Genomic DNA, 18,286 nt, shown 5'->3' with positions numbered 1-18,286 from the left:
CGGGGTGAGTGATCAGTGGCATCAGGGGTTGCGGCACGTTCGCGGGGCGGAGCTGTCGGGGGACACCGGGCAGACCGGGGGCATGACGCGGTTGGAGGCGATCTCCGGCAAGACGGTCGGCTCCGGCAAGGTGTGGATGGGTGAGACGCACGTGGCGCCGGCGACGAACTCGGGCGACCACCACCACGGCGAGGCCGAGACCGCCATCTACGTGAAGTCGGGCCACCCCGTGTTCGTCTTCGCCGACGGCGACGATGAGGTGCGGCTGGAGACCTCGCCCGGCGACTACGTGTTCGTGCCGCCGTACGTGCCGCACCGCGAGGAGAACCCCGGCGACGAGCCGGCGGTGGTGATCATCGCGCGGAGCAGCCAGGAGGGCATCGTGGTGAACCTGCCGAGCCTGTGGCCGGACCGCGCGTGATCGATGAGAACCTGGTCCGGGCCCTGCTGCGGGACCAACACCCGGACCTCGCCGAGCTGGCGCTCCGACCGGGCCCCAAGGGGTGGGACAACGAGATGTGGCGGCTCGGCGAGACGCTGGCCGTCCGCCTGCCGCACGCCACCGAGCGCGCGTCGGAGTTGCTGCTGAAGGAATTCCGCCTGCTGCCGGCGCTGGACCTGCCGCTCCCGATCCCGACGCCAATACGGTTGGGTGAGCCGTCCGCACGTTTCCCGAAGCACTGGACGGTCGTGGAGTGGGTGCCGGGCGAGCCGGCGGACCGCTCGCCGATCACCCGGCACGAGGCGGCCGACACCCTCGCCGCGTTCCTGAAGGTGTTGCACCAGAAGGCGCCCGCCGACGCGCCGACGCACACCTTCGCCCCGCCGGACTGGACCGGAACGCCGGTCTGGCTGCACGGCGACCTGCACCCGGCGAACGTGGTGACCGAGAACGGGAATCTCGCCGGCATCATCGATTTCGGGGAGTTCTGCGGCGGCGACCCGGCGATCGACCTCTCGGCGGCATGGGTGCTGCTGCCGCCCGGCTCCGCCGGACGGTTCTTCGCGGCCTACGGCAGCGTGGACGACGCGACGATCGCCCGCGCTCGGGCCTGGGCGACCCGAAAGGCGCAGGCGCTGATCGAGGTCGGCCAGGCCGGCGACGAGGGACGCCCCGGTGGCAAACCGACCTGGGGACCGGCCGGCCGGCGCGCGCAGGAGGCGCTGGCGTGGGCGTGACCGAGTTCGGCGAGCGGCTGGCCGCGCTGGGCTGGGTGACCGACCTGATGGTGGCGGGCTCGCTGGCGACCGGCGACTACGTGCCGGGCATCAGCGACATCGACCTGGTGGCGTTGACGGACGGCCCGGTCGGCGCGGACCTGCAGGCGGCGCTGACGGAAATCCACCTGGCCGAAGATCCCGCGCTCAAGCTGGGCTGTGTCTACGTGAATGCGGCGCAGGTGAGCGACGTCGCCCTGAAGCACCCGACCTGGACCCACCAGCGGCTGATCCAGCGCATCCTTTCCGGCGTCAACCGGGCGGAACTGGTGCGCCACGGCTATGCCGTCTTCGGGCGCGAACCGCGCGATGTCATGCCGCCCATGAGTGACGACGACGTGCGCGAGGCGGGCCGGGCTGAGCTGACGGGCTACTGGGCGTGGGCGGTGTGGCGGCCACGACTGTGGCTGGATCCGGAGTTCGCGGATCTCAGCCTCACGTCGATGGCCCGCGGCCGCCACGCCATCGCCACCGGCACGCTGCTCACCAAGAGCGCGGCGATCGAGCAGGCCGCCGCGCCGGCGTGGCTGATCGAGCAGCTCCGAGCGCGGCGAGGCGGCAACCCAGCCACCTCGCCGCGGCTACGGACGGCGGTGATCGCCTGGCTCGACGCCCAACGGACAACCCGGCGGGCAGCCGCCAACTAGGCCCGCTCGTACGGAGTCTTCTCCCCCGCCTCCACCGCGAATGCCAGCCGGTTGCCGGCGGGCGGCAATGGGCAGGTGGCGAAGTCGGTGAACGCGCACGGCAGGTTCTTGGCGCGGTTGAAGTCCAGGCGCACGCTACGGCCGTCGGTCGGCTTGCCGATGGAGAGCGACCGGTTGGCGGCGTACGTGCTGACGCCGCTGGTGGCGTCGGTGAACAGGACCTCGAGGTCGTCGGTCTTGCCGTTGAAGGCGGTCAGCGTGTGCTCCACGCCGTCCCGCAGGAAGCGGACGACACCCGGGGCGGTGTAGACGTGGCTCAGGCCCTCCACGACCGCGCCGACCGTCGTCGGCCGGGGCTCGTCGAACGGCTCGAACACGCCGTCGAAGACGTACGCCTCATCCGGTTCGAAGGCCGGCACGCCGCGGAAGTCGCGCAGCACGGTCGCCTTCGGGTCGTGCACGCGGATCAGGTAGCCGGAGCGGCGGGCGACCTCGATCTCCACGTCGCCAGCGACCACCCGCACGCCGGGGCCGCTGTTGATCAGCTCCAGCCGCAGCGTCTCGGTGACCGGGCTGCCGTCGTACGAGGCCTCCGCGCCCTGCGGGTCGAAGTACGCGGCCTCCTCGTCCTGCCACCACCGACCGGGCAGCCCGGGATACTCCCGAGGGCTGTCCTCCAGCCAGTCCAGCGAGACCAGAGCCAGCCAGCCGTACGGGTCGGCCAGCGTCCGCTCGCGTTCCGTGTGCCAATCCTGCCACTCACCGGCGAAAGTCATACCTCAGTGAACACGTCGATCACCGGCGGCATTTCCGGTCTCACCAGGTGGACACGGGAATCAGGTCGGGGTCGGGCATGTCCGGGTCGAACGGGAACATCGGCCGCTCGATGCCCCGGTGCCCGAGCCGGAGCAGGTCCTGGTCGACGCCGCCGGGCGTGAGCGCCAGCAGCCAGTCGGCGGCCATCTCGTACAGTTCCGGCTCCAGATACCCGATCTTGACGACGACCAGGTCCGCGGTCCGCGGCGACAGACCCAGCCGCGTGAAGTCGGCCTCCAGGTGATACGCCTTGCGTCGCTCCGTGACGATGACCCGCAGCCCGCCGACAGCCAGCACCACGGCCGTACCGGCGACCGGGTCGTCCGAGTCGACGGCCTCCACGATCGCGGTCAGCGGCACCGGCCCGCATGGCCCGGCGTCGATCCGCCCGCCGACCTCCACCTCGACCTTGTTCCCGATGCCGGCCCGCACGGCGGCGGCCGTCGCGACAGGGTCGAAGATGGCGGCGTAGATGCCGTCGACGGACATCTTCAGCAGTTCGTTCAGGCTCCAGGACGTGTCCCCCGCGCCGCCGGCGGTGGGATTGTCGCCGGAGTCGCTGATGAAGAACGGCCTGGAGGGGCTCGCGACCGCCTTTGCGACGCACTCGTGCAGGGTTCCAGTGGGGGCGACGAAAGCGAAGTCGTGGCGGGCGTTCCAATAGGCGCGGGCGAGCCGCTCGGCCTGCGCGGTGATCACCTCGCGGTCGTCACCGGTCACGACGATCGCCGCCTGGCAGCGGGGTTCGTCGGCCCAGGCGTAGCCGACCCAGATCGCGGCGTCCAGCACCCCGGGCAGGGCCTCGACTTCGTCCACCAGGGCGTAGATGCTCTTGGCCGGCTCGATGCGGGTGCTGGTCTTCTCGCCGGGCAGCAGCACCGGCACCTGCACCCACGCCTTGAGCGGCTTTCCTCCGTGGCGCAGGCGTTTCACCAGGTTGCGGGCGGCCCGCTCGCGCGTGTCCCAGTTGTCGGTGTGCGGCGCCTTGCGGTAGCAGGTGATCAGGTCCAGGGCGCGGGCGAGCCGGCGCGAGACGTTGCCGTGCAGGTCCATCGACGCGGAGACCAGCACGTCCGGGCCGATGATCGCGCGGATGCCCTCGATGAGGTCGGCCTCCACGTCGACGCGGCCCAGCACGCTCATCGCGCCGTGGATGTCGAAGAACAGGCCGTCGAGCGGGCCGGCCTCTCGCAGCCGGGCGTAGATCTCCTCCGACAGCGCGGTGTACGTCTCCTCGGTGACGGCCCCGCCGGGCATCGACACGGCGTGCAGCAGCGGGACCCACTCGACGTCCTCATCGAGAAACGCGTACCTGGCCAACAGATCGTCGCCCCGGGTAACGGTGAAATCGTCCACAGTGGTCCGATGCGGCGAGAACGTGCTGGATTCGATGGCGATGCCGGCGATCCCGATGCGCGTCAACGGGCTTCCTCCCTGATTGCCTCGTCCAGAACGGATTCCATGGCCAGTGAGCCGGCGCCCAACAGTCCCGAGTCGGCCCCGCCGTACACGATGTCGATACGGAGCCGGCGCGTGGCGAGCGGCAGGCAGCGCTCGTACAGCGCGCCACGCACGGCGGCGACGAACGCCTCGCAACCGGCCAGCGCGCCGCCGAGCAGCACCCCGTCGGGGTTGGCGAAGTTGACCACGGTCGCCAGCACCTCGCCCAGCAGCCCGCCGGCCCGCCGCACCGCGGTGATCACCCGGGCGTCCGCATCCTCAGTGGCGGCAAGGACATCGGCGGTGCTGGCCAGACCGAGCTGCGCCACCAGCGCCGCACCGCTGGCCACCGTCTCCAGGCAGCCGTGATTGCCGCAGGTGCACGGCCGGTCGCCGCCGGCCGTGATCCGCACGTGGCTGATGTCGCCGGCGGCGCCGTCCCGGCCGCGATGCAGCCGGCCCTCGACGACGAGTCCGGAGCCGATGCCCGTGCCGGCCTTGACCACCACCAGGGTGTCCCCCGGCGCACCCCGCCGGGCCTGCCCCAGCGCCATCAGATTGGCGTCGTTGTCGATCACCACCGGCTGCTCGAAATGCCGCTGCAACGCCTCCTGCGCCGGAAACCCGCGCCAGCCCGGCATTCGGGACGGCAGCGTCACCGTGCCGGCGACGACGTCGACCGGCCCGGGCAGCCCGACGCCGACGCCGAGCCACCGTCCGGGCTCGTCGCCGGCCAGGTCGTGCACGGCGGCGGCGATCTCCGCGAGCAGCAGCGACGGATCCGTGTCGATGTCGATCGGCAGCTCGTGCGTGCGGATCAGCGAGCCGGTCATGTCCATCGGGCCGAGGCGCACGTGGTGGGAGCCGATGTCGATGGTCCAGACGTGCCCGAAGTCGGAGTTCACGGTGAGCAGCCGCGGCCGCCGGCCGCCGTGCGACCGCCCCTCGCCCTGTTCGACGAGAACGCCGGCGTTCAGCAGCGTCTGCACCCGAAGGGCCACAGTGGACGGTGGCAGCCCCAGCCCGGCGGCGAGCTCGTTGCGGGACGCGGCACGACCGGCCGCGACCAGCTCCACCACCCTCGCGGCGCTCGCCTCAAGCCCATGCATCGCCGATCCCCTCAGCGTTGACACATTTCTGGTGTAAGTGTCGACAACCTCCGGTCGCCGGCGGTTCACCCGTTGGCCGATCTGAGTATAGTCAAGCGAAAAATCGCAGCAAGCGAACTTGCAACAGATTTGTTGGAAGTGAGGCGGGATGCGACGAGGGCTCGGTCGGCTGGCCGCGGTCGTCTGCTGTCTGCTGCTGGCGGCCTGCGCCGGCGGCCGGGCGCGGCACGGCGGCTCGAACACCGTGAGCTTCGCGCTGCCGCCGTCCGCGACCCCGAACTGGATCCTGCCGCTGGCGATCCCGGGCTACACCGCCAGCTACAACGGCGTCATCCAGTCGGCCCTGTTCGTGCCGCTCTACGCCTACGACGGATCGTCCGGCGCGGTCGGCATGGACCAGCAGGCGAGCGCCGCGAATCCGCCCGTGTACGCGGCCGACGGCAAGTCCGTCACGATCACACTGAAGCCGCTGACCTGGTCCGACGGCGCGCCCGTGACCAGCGAGGACGTCCAGTTCTACCTGGATCTGATCCGCGCGGCCAAGGACGACTGGGGCGCGTACACCAAGGGCCTGATGCCGGACAACGTCACCGGCTTCCACATCGTGGACGACCACACGTTCACACTCACCCTGGACAAGACGTACAACCCCGGCTGGTTCACTGCCAACCAGCTGACGCTGATCACCCCGCTGCCGCGCCAGGCGTGGGCGCACGACCCCGATCCGCGCAAGACGTTCGACTACCTGGTGGCACAGGCCAAGAATCTCGGCGGCTACAACACCGATCCACTGTGGAAGGTCGTGGACGGCCCGTATGCGCTGGAGTCCTTCTCCCCCACCGGACAGGTCACGCTGGCCAAGAACCCGAGCTACACCGGCCAGGACGGCTCACACCTGGACAAGATCACCTTCCTGACCTTCACCAGCTCCGCGGCCGAGTACAACGTGCTGCTCGCCGGCGGCGTCGACTACGGCTACGTGCCGACGACGAACCTGGGGCAGCGGCCCAAGTTGGAGTCGATGGGCTACAAGGTGCAGCCGTGGAACGGCTGGTCCATCACCTACATCCCCTACAACTTCAACAATCCCGCGCTGGGCAAGGCCTTCCAGCAGCTCTACCTCCGGCAGGCGATCCAGCACGCGGTGGACCAGAAGGCCATCTCGCAGGTGATCTGGCGCGGCACCGCCAGCCCCGGCTACGGCCCGGTGCCGCAGGACAACGACCCCACTTTCTTATCGCCGCAGCAGAAGACCAATCCCTACCCGTTCGACCTCGACACGTCACGAAGACTGTTGTCGGACCACGGTTGGCGGCCCGATCCCGACGGGATCCTGGCCTGCCGCGAACCCGACGAGTGCGGGCCGGGCATCGCCGCTGGCACCCGGCTGTCCATGACGCTGCTGACCGAATCCGGCTCCGACGAGACCGACGGCACCATGCAGGAGCTGAAGTCCGAGCTGTCGAAGGTCGGCATCGAGCTGCGGATCAACGCCCAGCCGCTGAACACCGTGCTGGCCAACGGGACCACGTGCGAGCCGACCAGCCCGGCCTGCGCCTGGCAGCTGTCCTACTTCGGCACCCAGGGCAGCTGGTACTTCCCGGCCTACCCCAGCGGCGAGCAGCTGTTCGCGACCGACGCCGGCGTGAACTTCGGCAACTACCGGGACAAGCCGACCGACGACCTGATCAACGCCTCCACGCTGGCCACCTCGCCGCAGTCCATGGTGGACTACAGCGCCCGACTGGCGCAGCAGCTGCCGGTGATCTGGATGCCGAACCCGCCGTACCAGGTGTCGGCGATCGACGCCTCGCTGCACGGCGTGGTGCAGGATCCGATGGCCGGGTTACAACCCCAACGCTGGTATCGGTGACCGCCATGACTCGATTCCTCGCCCGCCGCCTGCTGTTGGCCCTGATCGTCGTCTTCCTGGTCACGGTGGTGACGTTCGTGATCCTGCACCTGCTGCCCGGCGGCCCGGCGCGGGGCGTGCTCGGCGTCAAGGCCACCCAGGCGCAGATCGACGCCTTCAACCGGGCCGAGGGCTTCGACCAGTCGATTCCGTTGCAGTACTGGGATTATCTTGTCCGCCTCGTGCACGGCGACCTCGGCACGTCGTACACGCTCAACACCGATGTCAGCACGCTGCTCGGCGAACGGCTGCCGAAAACCCTGCTACTGACGGCAACTTCGACGCTGCTGGGCATCCTCGTGGCGCTGCCGCTGGGTGTGTGGCAGGCAGTCCGGCGCGGGCGTGCGAGCGACGTCGTCACCACCGGGCTGGCGTTCGTGCTGTACGCGACGCCGGTGTTCTTCCTGTCACTGGTACTGATCATCCTGTTCGCGCAGGTGCTGCCGATCTTCCCGGCCCAGGCGGCGCAGGGCGACGACATCGCTTCCCTGTTGTCCCAGCCGGCGTCGCTGGTGTTGCCGGTGCTCGCCGGCACGGGCGTCACGGCCGTCGCCTACAGCCGGTACATGCGCTCGTCCACAGTGGATAACCTCGCCGAGGACTACGTGCGCACGGCCCGGGCCAAGGGCACGCCGGAGCGGACGATCCTGTGGCGGCACGTCTGGCCGAACTCGCTCACCTCGGTCGTGTCGATGATCGGCTACTCGGTGCCGGTGGTGTTCAGCGGTTCGCTGGTGGTGGAGTCGATGTTCAACTACCCCGGCGTCGGCCTGCTGTTCTGGACCGCCGCCCGCAACGCGGACTTCCCCGTGCTGCTCGGCGTCGTCCTGGTGATCGCAGTGACCACGGTGCTCGGCTCGCTGCTGGCGGACGTGGTCCAGCTGCTCATAGATCCACGGGTTCGGGTGCCGGGAGTGAAGTCATGACCACCATCGCGCTTCCCACCCGTTTCGCCGTGGGCAGCAACCGTCTCGCCACGGCCGGCGCGGTGATCCTCGGGCTGGTCGTGCTGTTCTGCCTCGCCGGGCCGCTCGCCTACCACTCCGACCAGGTGCACACCGCCCTCGACGCGGCGCGGCTCTCCCCGGGCCAGCAGGGACATCCGCTCGGCACGGACGACCTCGGCTACGACGTGCTGGGCCGGCTGATGGTCGCCGGCCGGACGTCGCTGGCGATCGGCGTGCTGGCCGGCCTGCTGGCGACGGCGATCGGCGCGGTCTGGGGCGCGCTCGCCGGCTACGCGGGCGGCTGGCTGGACGCGGTGCTGATGCGGATCGTCGACACCGGCGTGGCCATCCCGGCGTTGTTCCTGCTGCTGGTGGCGGCCACGCTCGTCACCCCGTCGATCCCGGTGCTGTCGCTGGTGATCGGCGGCGTGTCGTGGCTGGTGCCGGCGCGGCTGATGCGCGCGGAGGCGGCGACACTGCGGGAACGCGACTTCGTCAAGGCGATCACGGTGATGGGCGCGGGCCGGCTGCGTGTGGTGTTCGGGCACCTGCTGCCCAACGCGGTCGGCACGCTGGTGGTCGCCGGCACCTTCCAGATCGCGGACGCGATCCTGCTGGTGGCGTACGTGAGTTTCCTCGGCCTCGGCGTGCCGCCGCCGGCGACCGACTGGGGCGCGATGCTCAGCAAGAGCATCACGTACACCTATGACGGCGCGTGGTGGCTGATCCTGCCGCCCGGCATCGCGATCGTGCTGGTGGTCTGCGCGATCAACTTCGTCGGCGACGGGCTGCGCGACGCGTTCGCGGCGAGGGGGCGGGCATGAGTGTGCTGGAGATCACCGATCTGCGGGTCAGCTACGGCACCGCCGTCGCCGTGGACGGTCTGTCGGTCACAGTGGCCAGGGGCGAGATCGTGGCCCTGGTCGGCGAGTCCGGCTCCGGCAAGAGCACTGTCGCGCTGGCGGCGCTCGGTCTGCTCCCTCGCTCCGCCCACGTCGACGGCACGATCACGGTGGCGGGCAAGAATGTTCGCGAGGCCACCGGCGAGGAGCTGCGGCAGCTGCGCGGGCGCGACGCCGGCATGGTGTTCCAGGAGCCGATGACCGCGCTGAACCCGTTGCACACCATCGAGTTCCAGGTCGCCGAGGCGATCCGCAACCACGATCCCGAGCCGCGACGGCACAAGCACTACCGCGACCGCTGCGTCCAGCTGCTCGAACGGGTCGGCGTGCCGGACGCGTCCAAGCGGCTCAAGCAGTACCCGCACCAGCTGTCCGGCGGCCTGCGGCAGCGAGCGCTGATCGCCATCGCGATCGCCGCCGGGCCGGGGCTGATCCTCGCCGACGAGCCGACCACCTCGCTCGATGTGACCGTGCAGCAACAGATCCTCGACCTGCTGCGGGACATCCGCGACACCGAGGGCACCGGCACACTGCTGATCACGCACAACCTCGGCGTGGTCGCGGACATCGCCGACCGGGTCCTGGTGCTGCGCAACGGCAAGGTCGTCGAGGAGGCCGACACCGACGCGCTGTTCGCCAACCCGCGGCACGCCTACACCCGGCAGCTGCTGGCCGCCGTGCCCCGCCTCGGCGACACCCCGCACGACGAAGAGCCCGAGCGTGACCGAACCGTGTTGGCGCTCAGGGACATCACCGTCGAGTACCACGGCCGCAAGGTGGTCGACGGCGTGTCCCTCAGCGTCGGCCCGGGCGAATTCGTCGGCCTGGTCGGCGAATCCGGCTCCGGCAAGACGACTCTCGCCCAGTGCGCCCTCGGCCTGGTGACGCCGCGCGGCGGCACGGTCGACGTCTTCGGCGGCAAGCTGACCCACAAGGCCCGCCGCCGCCTGGGTGTCGTGTTCCAGGATCCGGCGTCCTCCCTGGACCCCACGAAGACCGTCGAGCAGACGATCGCCGAGCCGATGGTGATCCACACGCGCACGAGCCGGGCCGAACGCCGGCGTCGGGTCAGGGAACTGATGGACGCCGTCGAGCTGCCGCAGGCGCTGCTCGACCGGCGCGGGCACGAGCTCTCCGGCGGCCAGCGGCAGCGGGTCGGCCTGGCGCGCGCGGTGGTGCTCGGCCCGGACCTGCTGATCGCCGACGAGCCGACCAGCGCGCTGGACGTCTCCGTGCAGGCGGCGGTGCTGGATGTGCTGGAGCGGCTCCACCAGGAGTTCGGCTTCGGCTGCCTGTTCATCAGCCACGACCTCGCGGTGGTGGACCGCGTCTGTTCCCGGGTGGCCGTGCTGCGCGGCGGGCAGCTCGTCGAGCAGGGGCCGTGCGCGACGGTGCTGCACACCCCCGAACACCCGTACACGCGGGCGCTGCTGCTCGCCTCCCCCGTACCGGATCCGGCCGCGCAGCGCGATCGCCGGCGGCTCGCGACGGCGTGAAACCCTAGAATTTCCGGACAATACGGACCAGATCCTGGCTCGAACGGGCACAATTGCCGGTGCCCAGCGCACCTCAGCGCCACACGCACCGGACCACCCGCGCATGCTGATCCGGCTGTCCACTGCGGGGAGGGACCGGATGAGCATCACGATCGGGGTCGTGCTGCATCCCAGGAATCGCCAGGTGTTCGCGGCCGCCGCCGCCGACATCGCGGACCTGACGCTGCGCTGCGCCGAGTACACGCACGACGGCGAGGTGCCGGACGCGGTCGCCGAGCTGCTGCGCGAGCCCGTGGACGGCCTGTTGCTCGGCCGGCCCCCTTACGACGCCTGCCGGCACCTGCTGCCCGAGGACCTACCCGTCACGGTGTTGCGGCCGGCGGCGCTGGCGCTGGCGCTGGCGTTCTCCACCGCGCAGGCCAAGCACCTGCGGCCGCCCGTCTCCATCGACAGTTTCGATCACGACGCCATCGCGGAGGTCACCGCAGCGCTCAACGTGAAGTCGACTCAGGTGACAGCGCTGCCGTATCAACCGGGCCAGCCCACGAGCGAGGTCGTCGACCACCACCTGCGCACGGTGAAGCGGGCCGGCTACGTGATCAGCGCACGGTGCGAGGTGGCCAGCCGGCTGCGCGGCAAGCTGCCGGTGGTGCAGACGCAGACCATCCCGTCGGCGGTCCGCGCCGAGCTCTACGACCTGCGGCAACGCATCCGGGCCCGGCGCGCGGACGAGTTCCGGTTCGCGGCCGGCGTGTTCCTGGTGGCCGCGCCGAGCGGCGACCGGGACGCCGACCGCGCCCGGATCGGCCTGATGAACCTCCTGGTGAACACCCCGGAGTTCGCCGACGCGCTGATCGAGAACCGGGGCCGGCGCGGGCTGCTCGTGCTGGCGCACAAGGCCCTGTTCGACGAGGTCACCCACGACTGGGCGACGGTGCCGGTGCTGGACCGCGCCGACGAGGAGCTGGGCATCCGGGTCGCGGCCGGCTTCGGCATCGGCGGTTCGGCCCGCACGTGCGTCACGCTGGCGGAGCGGGCCGCGGTGCGCGCGGAGGCGGAGGGGCGGCCGTCGGGATACCTCATCGAGCACAGCGGCATGGTGGTCGGGCCGATGAGCCGCGACGGCCGGCCGGCCGAGTTCACCGTCCGGGACCATGGCCCGCGGCTCGAAAACCTTGCCCGATCGGTCGGACTGAGCCCGGCGACGCTGTCCCGGCTGGTGTCGGTGGAACGCCGGCAGCAGGGCCGCACGCTGGCGCCCAGCGAGCTCGCCAACGCGCTGGGCATCACCGATCCGAGTGGCCGTCGGCTGCTGCGCAAGCTGCTCGCCGGCGGGCTGGTGCGGCCGGACGGCAGCGCGCAGACCCATCGGAAGGGCCGACCGACCACGCTGTACCGGCTGTGCATCGAAACGAACCTGGATACATAAATCGGAAACCGTTGACCGCGCCCGCGGCGGCGTTGCATGCTGCCAGGCGAGTGTCGATTAACGGACCATTTCCGAGCGCGAGGGACAGCCGTGAATCCGACTGTGGCCGAGGTGCGCGACGGCGTCAACCACCTGCCGGTCAACCGGCCGGATCCCGTGCGCCATATGGAGGTTTCGGCGTGAAGCGGCCGTCGCCCCGACTGGGCCGAACCTGGCTCGGCGTGAACTTCTGGTCCCGGGCCGGCGGTCCGCTGATGTGGCGCTATTATGACCCGAAATTGGTACGGGACGAGCTGGCCACACTCGCCCGGCACGGGCTCACCGTGACCAGGACGTTCTGTTACTGGCCGGATTTCCACCCGGAACCGGACCGTGTCGACGAGGCCATGGTCGACAAATTCGCCGACTTTCTTGACGCGCATGTGGAATTCGGACTGACGTCCGTGCCGACCTTCCTGGTCGGCCACATGTCCGGCCAGAACTGGGATCCGGCCTGGCGGCACGGTCGCGACCTGTACGCGGACGTGGAGATGGTGAGCCGGCAGGCGTGGTTCATCGAGCGGATCACGCGCCGCTTCCACGACCACCCCGCCGTCACCGGCTGGCTGATCAGCAACGAGATGCCCAGCTACGGCCGCCGCCGCGGCGACCCGCCGGCGCCGCGCGAACACGTGACGGCGTGGGCGCAGTTGATGGTGCAGGCGGTGCGGGCCGGCGGTGCGAACCAGCCGGTGTCGATCGGCGACGGCGCGTGGGGCATCGAGATCACCGGTCGGGAGAATGGCTTTTCCGTGCGAGAACTGGCTGAGTTCACCGATTTCACCGGTCCCCACGTCTACCCCACCGACTCCGATCCCGTGCGGCAGAACCTGAACGCCGCGTTCCTGTGCGAACTGGCCGCGGTCGGCGGCAATCCGGTGGTGTTGGAGGAGTTCGGTCTGTCGTCGGACTGGGCGTCCGAGGAGAACACCGCCGCCTACTACCGTCAGGTGCTGCACACCACGCTGCTCGCCGGGGCGACGGGCTGGTTGGCGTGGAACAACACCGACTTCGACGGTCTGGCCGACCAGGACCCGTACCGGCACCATCCGTTCGAGATGCATTTCGGCGTGACGGACTCGGCCGGGCGGCCGAAGGCGGCGTTGCGGGAACTGCGAAAGTTCGCCTCCGTTCTGTCCGAAGTGGACTTCGATCGGGTTCGCCGTGCGGACACCGACGTCGCACTGGTGGTGTCGTCCTATTTGGAGCGTGGTTATCCCGTCACCGTGTCCGAGGACGACCGTCGACTGGTGTTCGACTCGTTGCGACAGGCCTACGTCGCCGCCCGCGAGGCCGATCTCGCGCCGGGCCTCACCCGGGAGGAGGACGGCATCGCCGATGACGCCCTGCTGTACCTGCTGCCGTCGACCCGTCAGCTGATGGCGCCGACGTTCCGCCGGCTCGGGGAGCTCGCGCGCGACGGGGCGACCGTGTACCTCTCGTACTGCTCGGGCACCCACGGCGGCAACCGGGGACCGTGGTTCGCCGGGCTGGACGAGTTCTTCGGGGTACGGCAGGAACTCCGGTACGGGCTGGTCGCCCCCATCCTCGAGGACATCGTCGCGATGCGCTTCGTCGAGGACTTCGGCTACCTGCGGGCCGACCAGGTGCTGCGCTTCCAGGCCGCCGGCAACGAGCACGGCCGCGCGTTCCTTCCGGTCACGCCGACCACCGCCGAGGTGCTCGCCATCGACGACTACGGGCGGCCGTTCCTGCTGCGCAACCGGGTCGGCGACGGGTGGGCGGTGCTGTGCACGTACCCGTTGGAGTACATGGCCTCCTGCCAGGCCGACGTCAACCCGGAGGCCACCTACCGGCTGTACCAGGCGCTCGCGGCGGCCGCCGGCGTGCGGCGGGAGGCCACTGTGGACGATCCACTGGTCTTCGCCGACGTGCTGGTGCACGAGGACGGCCGGCGGTTCCGAGTGCTGGTCAGCCAGCACGACGGGGCCGTCGAGGTGTCTCCGATCGGGCGTACGGTGGCCGACAAGGGGACGCGCTGACCGGTCGGCTACAGTCATCGGCCATGAACACGCTGGTGTGGCTGGTGTTCGGCCTCGGCTGGGTCGGGGTGTTCCTCGTCAGCTTCCTGATCGACCGCCGCCGCCTGCGCAACGGCGTGTACCTCGTGCTGGCGCTGTTCTTCCTCGGCTTCGCGGCGTTGGGCGCGGCCAGCCGGGTGTCGCCCTGGCTGGCCGTGATCCCGTTGCTGCTCCTGGGCATCGCCGTACCACTGAGCACCGTCGCGCTGACCGTGTTCCTGTTCGTCAACGGCGTCACCATGGTCCGGCGCGAGGGGCTGAAGCCGTCCTCGATCCTCACCCTGCTGGCCGGCGCCGTGATCGTCGGCTTCTTCGCGCTGGCGCTGTCCGCGTTCGGCACGCAGAACCGGATTCTCGCCGCGCTGGTGCTCAGCGTCGGCGGCGTGCTGTTCTACATCTCGTTCGTGTTCTGCTGTTTCCTCGCCTATTCGGTGTTCTACGGCCGTATCCGGCAGCGCCGGGACGTGGACTTCGTGGTGGTGCTCGGTGCCGGCCTGATCCGCGGCGAGGTGTCGCGGCTGCTGGCCGGGCGGCTGGACCGCGGGCGGCAGGTGTGGGAGCGGGTGCGCGGCCGCGGCGGCGACCCGATGCTGATCACCTCCGGCGGGCAGGGCTCCGACGAGCCGGTGTCCGAGGCCCGGGCCATGGCCGACTACCTGATCGCCGGCGGCGTGCCGGAGGGGGCCGTGCTGCTGGAGGACCGGTCCACGACGACCCTGGAGAACCTCACCTTCAGCCGGCAGATCATGCTGGCCCACAAGCCCGACTACCGCTGCACCATCGTCACGAGCAACTATCACGTGCTGCGCGCGGCGCTGTTCGCCCGGCGGGCCAAGGTCAACGGCCAGGTGATCGGCGCGCCCACCGCCCGCTACTTCTGGCCGAACGCGTTCCTGCGTGAATTCGTCGCCGTGCTGGTCGACCATCGGGTGAAGAACATCGTGTTCTGCCTGATGTTCGGGGCGGTCGGGGTGCTGGGACTGGTGAAATGAATCCGTCACTTCGGTGTGACGCTGGACGGGACTCGCGGGGGTTCTGCCTCAGGCTTACATTCGTTCTGGCTGACTGTGTTTGATTTCTGGGCGAACTCGCGGGGGACTTTGGGGCGTTCGGGTGGGCCTGAGGAGAATGCACCTTGGGGCATGGCCCAGTATCTGCCGCCATGCGAGGTCTACGAGTAATTCCCCTGTTGCTGGCGGTCGGGGTCGTTGTCGCGGGCTGCGGCGGCGGGTCCACGTCGGCCGACGGCCCGGTCGTGCCCGGCCCCGGCGACATCACGTCCGGGGCGACGATGGACGCCTGCCAGTACCTGACCCAGTCCGACGCGGAGACGATGCTCGGCGCGGCCACCGGCCCCGGCCAGCTCAAGCACGTCAACGACCAGGACGCCGTCTGCGACTACGCGCCGAAGAACAGCCCGAAGATCGGGCAAGGCGTGGTGCTCACCGTCTACAAGGGCGACTTCGTCGGCCAGGAGCTGGACAACTTCAAGCAGCAGTACAAGGACGCGCAGCCGGTCGACGGCCTCGGCTTCAAGGCGCTGCGGAGCACGGCCTACGCCGCGTTCGGCGCGCAGGGCGACAAGCGCAGCTGCGAGCTGCTGCTCACCGGTAAGAAGCCGGCCGACCAGGACGCATTCGCCAAGCAGGCGGCCGCGGCCTGCGCACGGGCACTGAAGGGATGAGCCTTTGACATAGCGATCACTATCCGAGTAGCGTTCGTTATGTGACCAGGCTGACCAGGGCGGAGGCCAAGGCGCGCACCCGTGAGCGGCTGCTGGACGCGGCGGCCCGGGTGTTCGCGCAGAAGGGCCTGGCCGGCGCGTCGGTGGACGAGATCGCCGAGGCGGCCGGCTACTCGATCGGGGCGGTGTACTCGAACTTCGGCGGCAAGGAGCAGCTGTTCGTCGAGCTGCTCCAGGAGAGAGCCAACGACCGGGTCAACCGCGCCGCCGAGATCATCGCCGAGGCCGAGCCGGCCGAGGCCAACGGCGCGCTGGGCCGACTGCTGGTCGAGGTGGCCGACAAGGACGCCGACTTCGCGCCGCTGCAAGCCGAGTTCTGGCTGTACGCGGTGCGCAACCCAGAGCTGATGGAGACCTACGCCGAACGCATGCGCGAGCCCCGCCGGCTGCTCACCGACCTGGTCGCCCGGTCGGTGCCGGACGCCGAGCGGGCCGGCGAGCTGTCCTCGATCGTGATCGCGCTGTTCCAGGGGCTGGTGCGGATGCGCCGGGTGGACCCGGACAGCGTGCCCGACGAGCTGTTCGGCCGGGCCCTGCGCTGGCTGTTCACCGGCGCCGAGGCTGACGAGGAGCAACCATGACCGCACCGTCCCTGCTCGCGCTGATCGACCCGACGCTCCGGCAGGACCCGTACCCGACCTACCGGCAGTGGCGGGAGACCGCGCCGATCTCGGGCGGCCCGACGAGCGATGGTGGGGTGCAGCCCCTGGTCGTGACCCGGCAGCAGGACTGCTCGAACGTGCTGCGGGACGTCACGTTCGGGCACGCCGAGGCCGACCAGACCGGGCCGCTGAACAGCACCCCGCCGCCGCAGCGCAGCTTCCTCGGCATGAACCCGCCCGACCACACCCGGCTGCGCGGCCTGGTGTCCAAGGCGTTCACCCGGCGGGTGGTGGAGCGGCTCGCGCCGATGATCGAGCAGACCACCCGCGAGCTGATCGACTCGGCGCTGAGACGATCGAATCTGGGCGAGACCGTCAACTTCATGGACGTGATCGCCCGCCCGCTGCCGGTGGCGGTGATCAGCGAGCTGTTCGACGTGCCCGTGGACGAGCGGGACCTGATCGTCGCCTGGTCGCACGACATGGCCCGCGGCCTCGACCCCGACTTCCTCATCCCCGACGGCGTGCGGGAACGGCAGTTCCAGGCGCGCGAGGAGTTCCGGCAGTACATGCTGGCGCTGGCCGACAAGCGCCGCGACAACCCCGGCGAGGACCTGCTGTCCGGGCTGGTGCAGGTGCAGGACGCCGGCGACGTGCTGTCCGAGTCCGAGCTGCTGACCACCTGCATCCTGCTGCTGATCGCCGGGCACGAGACCACCGTCAACCTGATCGGCAACGGCACGCTGGCGCTGCTGCGCAACCCGTCGGAGCTGGCCCGGCTGCGGGCCGAGCCGGCGCTGGCCGAGCGGGCCGTCGAGGAGTTCCTGAGGTACGACCCGCCGGTGCAGTTCACCGCGCGGATCGCCTTGCAGGACACCAAGGTCGGCGAGTTCGACGCGCCCGCCGGCAGCGCCGCGATCCTGCTGTTCGGGGCGGCCAACCGGGATCCCGAGGTGTGCGCCGACCCGGACCGGCTGGACATCACCCGCGAGCCGTCGCGGCACCTGGCGTTCGGCCACGGCCCGCACTTCTGCCTGGGGGCGCCGCTGGCCCGGCTGGAGGGCCGGATCATGTTCGAGGCGCTGGCCGGCCTGGACGTGCTGGAGCTGGCCGGCGAGCCGACCTACAACGACAACATCATCCTGCGGGGCATGAGGGAGCTGCCGGTCCGGCTAGCCTGACGGGATGGTGTTCACGCTGAGCGCGCCGCTGTCCGGGGACGCCGCCGTAGGGCGGGTCCTGGTCACCGGCGCGGCGGGGCGCATCGGGTCGGGGTTCCTGCGGCACGCCGCCGACCGCTACGTGCTGCGGGCCACCGACACCCGCCCCGTCGACGCCGAGGACTTCGTGCCGGCGGATCTCACCGATCCCGCGGCCCTCGCCCGGGCCTGCGAGGACGTCGACACCGTCGTGCACCTGGGCGCCGATCCGCGGCTGGAGGCCGACTGGGAGTCGTTGCTGCCCAACAACATCGTCGGCTGCCGCAACCTGTTCGAGGCCGCATCGGAGGCCGGCGTGCGACGCGTGGTGTTCGCGTCGTCGGTGCACGCCGTGTCCGGATATCCGGCCGGCAAACAGGTTTCCGCCGACGACCCGGTGAATCCCGGCAACCTGTACGGGGTGACCAAGGCGTTCGGCGAGGCGCTGGGCCGGTACTACGCCGAGCAGCGTGGCATGTCGGTGATCGCCCTGCGCATCGGGGCGTTCTACGTGGGCGACCAGGTGCCGGGGCCCAACCCGCACAACGACTTCCTCCACACCGCGGCGGCGGACCTGTACCGGATCATGGTGCGGGCGATCGAGGTTCGCGGCGTGCGGTTCGCGGTGGTGAACGCCATCAGCGACCAGGTCGGCGGCCGCCTCGACGTCACCGCCACCCACGACCTGCTGGGGTGATGCCACATGCGCTTCCTACTTGGCACCTGGCGCCAAGTAGGAAGCGC

The 18,286-nt window shown here is 70.4% G+C and carries 17 protein-coding genes; 14 read left to right on the top strand and 3 right to left on the bottom strand.

Annotated elements, in window-relative coordinates; all coding sequences use genetic code 11:
* Positions 1-4: 4 nt before the first annotated feature.
* From BCF44_RS25470 to BCF44_RS25460, 3 genes are read left to right on the top strand one after another with little or no spacing between them, the layout of a single operon-like run.
* On the top strand, positions 5-421 hold the full coding sequence (locus BCF44_RS25470; protein WP_116176853.1) for a cupin domain-containing protein: 417 nt from the start codon (positions 5-7) through the stop codon (positions 419-421).
* Positions 418-1,179 carry a phosphotransferase gene (locus tag BCF44_RS25465; protein ID WP_246015535.1) on the top strand — a complete coding sequence of 254 codons (762 nt, stop codon included), beginning with the start codon at positions 418-420 and terminating at the stop codon, positions 1,177-1,179. The genes BCF44_RS25470 and BCF44_RS25465 overlap by 4 nt, the downstream gene beginning before the upstream one ends.
* Complete coding sequence (locus BCF44_RS25460; RefSeq protein ID WP_211353211.1) at positions 1,170-1,865, top strand: nucleotidyltransferase domain-containing protein; 696 nt, start codon at positions 1,170-1,172, stop codon at positions 1,863-1,865. The genes BCF44_RS25465 and BCF44_RS25460 overlap by 10 nt, the downstream gene beginning before the upstream one ends.
* Here BCF44_RS25460 and BCF44_RS25455 read toward each other — a convergent pair.
* From BCF44_RS25455 to BCF44_RS25445, 3 genes are read right to left on the bottom strand one after another with little or no spacing between them, the layout of a single operon-like run.
* A complete protein-coding gene (locus tag BCF44_RS25455) occupies positions 1,862-2,641 on the bottom strand; it encodes a DUF1684 domain-containing protein (RefSeq protein ID WP_116176851.1) in 780 nt (259 codons plus the stop codon). The genes BCF44_RS25460 and BCF44_RS25455 overlap by 4 nt on opposite strands.
* Positions 2,642-2,681: 40 nt before the next feature.
* Complete coding sequence (locus BCF44_RS25450) at positions 2,682-4,103, bottom strand: M81 family metallopeptidase (protein ID WP_211353210.1); 1,422 nt, start codon at positions 4,101-4,103, stop codon at positions 2,682-2,684.
* Positions 4,100-5,230: an ROK family transcriptional regulator gene (locus tag BCF44_RS25445; RefSeq protein WP_116176850.1), complete on the bottom strand. Its 1,131-nt coding sequence runs from the start codon at positions 5,228-5,230 to the stop codon at positions 4,100-4,102. Before BCF44_RS25445 ends, BCF44_RS25450 begins: the two co-directional genes overlap by 4 nt.
* Positions 5,231-5,378: 148 nt before the next feature.
* On the opposite strand from BCF44_RS25445, the gene BCF44_RS25440 reads away from it, so the two are divergent.
* From BCF44_RS25440 to BCF44_RS25390, 11 genes are all read left to right on the top strand, one after another.
* Positions 5,379-7,103, top strand: a complete 1,725-nt coding sequence (locus BCF44_RS25440) for a peptide ABC transporter substrate-binding protein (protein ID WP_116176849.1) — start codon at positions 5,379-5,381, stop codon at positions 7,101-7,103.
* Positions 7,104-7,108: 5 nt separating this feature from the next.
* Positions 7,109-8,068: an ABC transporter permease gene (locus BCF44_RS25435; RefSeq protein ID WP_116176921.1), complete on the top strand. Its 960-nt coding sequence runs from the start codon at positions 7,109-7,111 to the stop codon at positions 8,066-8,068.
* Complete coding sequence (locus tag BCF44_RS25430) at positions 8,065-8,913, top strand: ABC transporter permease (RefSeq protein ID WP_116176848.1); 849 nt, start codon at positions 8,065-8,067, stop codon at positions 8,911-8,913. Before BCF44_RS25435 ends, BCF44_RS25430 begins: the two co-directional genes overlap by 4 nt.
* Positions 8,910-10,487 carry a dipeptide ABC transporter ATP-binding protein gene (locus BCF44_RS25425; protein WP_116176847.1) on the top strand — a complete coding sequence of 526 codons (1,578 nt, stop codon included), beginning with the start codon at positions 8,910-8,912 and terminating at the stop codon, positions 10,485-10,487. Before BCF44_RS25430 ends, BCF44_RS25425 begins: the two co-directional genes overlap by 4 nt.
* A gap of 139 nt (positions 10,488-10,626) precedes the next feature.
* Positions 10,627-11,916: a transcriptional regulator gene (locus BCF44_RS25420; protein ID WP_116176846.1), complete on the top strand. Its 1,290-nt coding sequence runs from the start codon at positions 10,627-10,629 to the stop codon at positions 11,914-11,916.
* A 179-nt stretch (positions 11,917-12,095) separates the two neighbouring features.
* Positions 12,096-13,958: a cellulase family glycosylhydrolase gene (locus tag BCF44_RS25415; RefSeq protein ID WP_246015532.1), complete on the top strand. Its 1,863-nt coding sequence runs from the start codon at positions 12,096-12,098 to the stop codon at positions 13,956-13,958.
* 23 nt (positions 13,959-13,981) lie between these two features.
* The gene (locus BCF44_RS25410; protein ID WP_116176845.1) at positions 13,982-14,989 is read left to right on the top strand and encodes a YdcF family protein; all 1,008 of its coding nucleotides are present in this window, start codon (positions 13,982-13,984) and stop codon (positions 14,987-14,989) included.
* 170 nt (positions 14,990-15,159) lie between these two features.
* Positions 15,160-15,681, top strand: a complete 522-nt coding sequence (locus tag BCF44_RS25405; protein ID WP_116176844.1) for a DUF3558 domain-containing protein — start codon at positions 15,160-15,162, stop codon at positions 15,679-15,681.
* A gap of 41 nt (positions 15,682-15,722) precedes the next feature.
* Positions 15,723-16,322, top strand: a complete 600-nt coding sequence (locus BCF44_RS25400) for a TetR/AcrR family transcriptional regulator (RefSeq protein ID WP_246015531.1) — start codon at positions 15,723-15,725, stop codon at positions 16,320-16,322.
* Entirely contained in the window at positions 16,319-17,524 is a 1,206-nt protein-coding gene (locus tag BCF44_RS25395; RefSeq protein ID WP_116176843.1) for a cytochrome P450, read from the top strand. The genes BCF44_RS25400 and BCF44_RS25395 overlap by 4 nt, the downstream gene beginning before the upstream one ends.
* Before the next feature lie 4 nt (positions 17,525-17,528).
* Positions 17,529-18,239, top strand: coding sequence for an NAD-dependent epimerase/dehydratase family protein (locus tag BCF44_RS25390; RefSeq protein ID WP_116176842.1), 711 nt, complete (start codon positions 17,529-17,531; stop codon positions 18,237-18,239).
* Positions 18,240-18,286: the final 47 nt, after the last annotated feature.

The organism is Kutzneria buriramensis, assembly GCF_003387475.1.
In the GTDB taxonomy this organism is placed as follows: Bacteria; Actinomycetota; Actinomycetes; order Mycobacteriales; family Pseudonocardiaceae; genus Kutzneria; species Kutzneria buriramensis.
Note: the sequence above shows the minus strand (reverse complement) of the source record. Positions and strands in the feature narration are given on the sequence as shown.

Excerpts from the sequence above, each read along its gene's own strand:
- BCF44_RS25440 (WP_116176849.1), top strand. The coding sequence starts at position 5,379 with ATGCGACGAGGGCTCGGTCGGCTGGCCGCGGTCGTCTGCTGTCTGCTG.
- BCF44_RS25390 (WP_116176842.1), top strand. The coding sequence starts at position 17,529 with ATGGTGTTCACGCTGAGCGCGCCGCTGTCCGGGGACGCCGCCGTAGGG.
- BCF44_RS25430 (WP_116176848.1), top strand. The coding sequence starts at position 8,065 with ATGACCACCATCGCGCTTCCCACCCGTTTCGCCGTGGGCAGCAACCGT.
- BCF44_RS25435 (WP_116176921.1), top strand. The coding sequence starts at position 7,109 with ATGACTCGATTCCTCGCCCGCCGCCTGCTGTTGGCCCTGATCGTCGTC.
- BCF44_RS25410 (WP_116176845.1), top strand. The coding sequence starts at position 13,982 with ATGAACACGCTGGTGTGGCTGGTGTTCGGCCTCGGCTGGGTCGGGGTG.
- BCF44_RS25455 (WP_116176851.1), bottom strand. The coding sequence starts at position 2,641 with ATGACTTTCGCCGGTGAGTGGCAGGATTGGCACACGGAACGCGAGCGG.
- BCF44_RS25420 (WP_116176846.1), top strand. The coding sequence starts at position 10,627 with ATGAGCATCACGATCGGGGTCGTGCTGCATCCCAGGAATCGCCAGGTG.
- BCF44_RS25395 (WP_116176843.1), top strand. The coding sequence starts at position 16,319 with ATGACCGCACCGTCCCTGCTCGCGCTGATCGACCCGACGCTCCGGCAG.
- BCF44_RS25405 (WP_116176844.1), top strand. The coding sequence starts at position 15,160 with ATGCGAGGTCTACGAGTAATTCCCCTGTTGCTGGCGGTCGGGGTCGTT.
- BCF44_RS25445 (WP_116176850.1), bottom strand. The coding sequence starts at position 5,230 with ATGCATGGGCTTGAGGCGAGCGCCGCGAGGGTGGTGGAGCTGGTCGCG.
- BCF44_RS25425 (WP_116176847.1), top strand. The coding sequence starts at position 8,910 with ATGAGTGTGCTGGAGATCACCGATCTGCGGGTCAGCTACGGCACCGCC.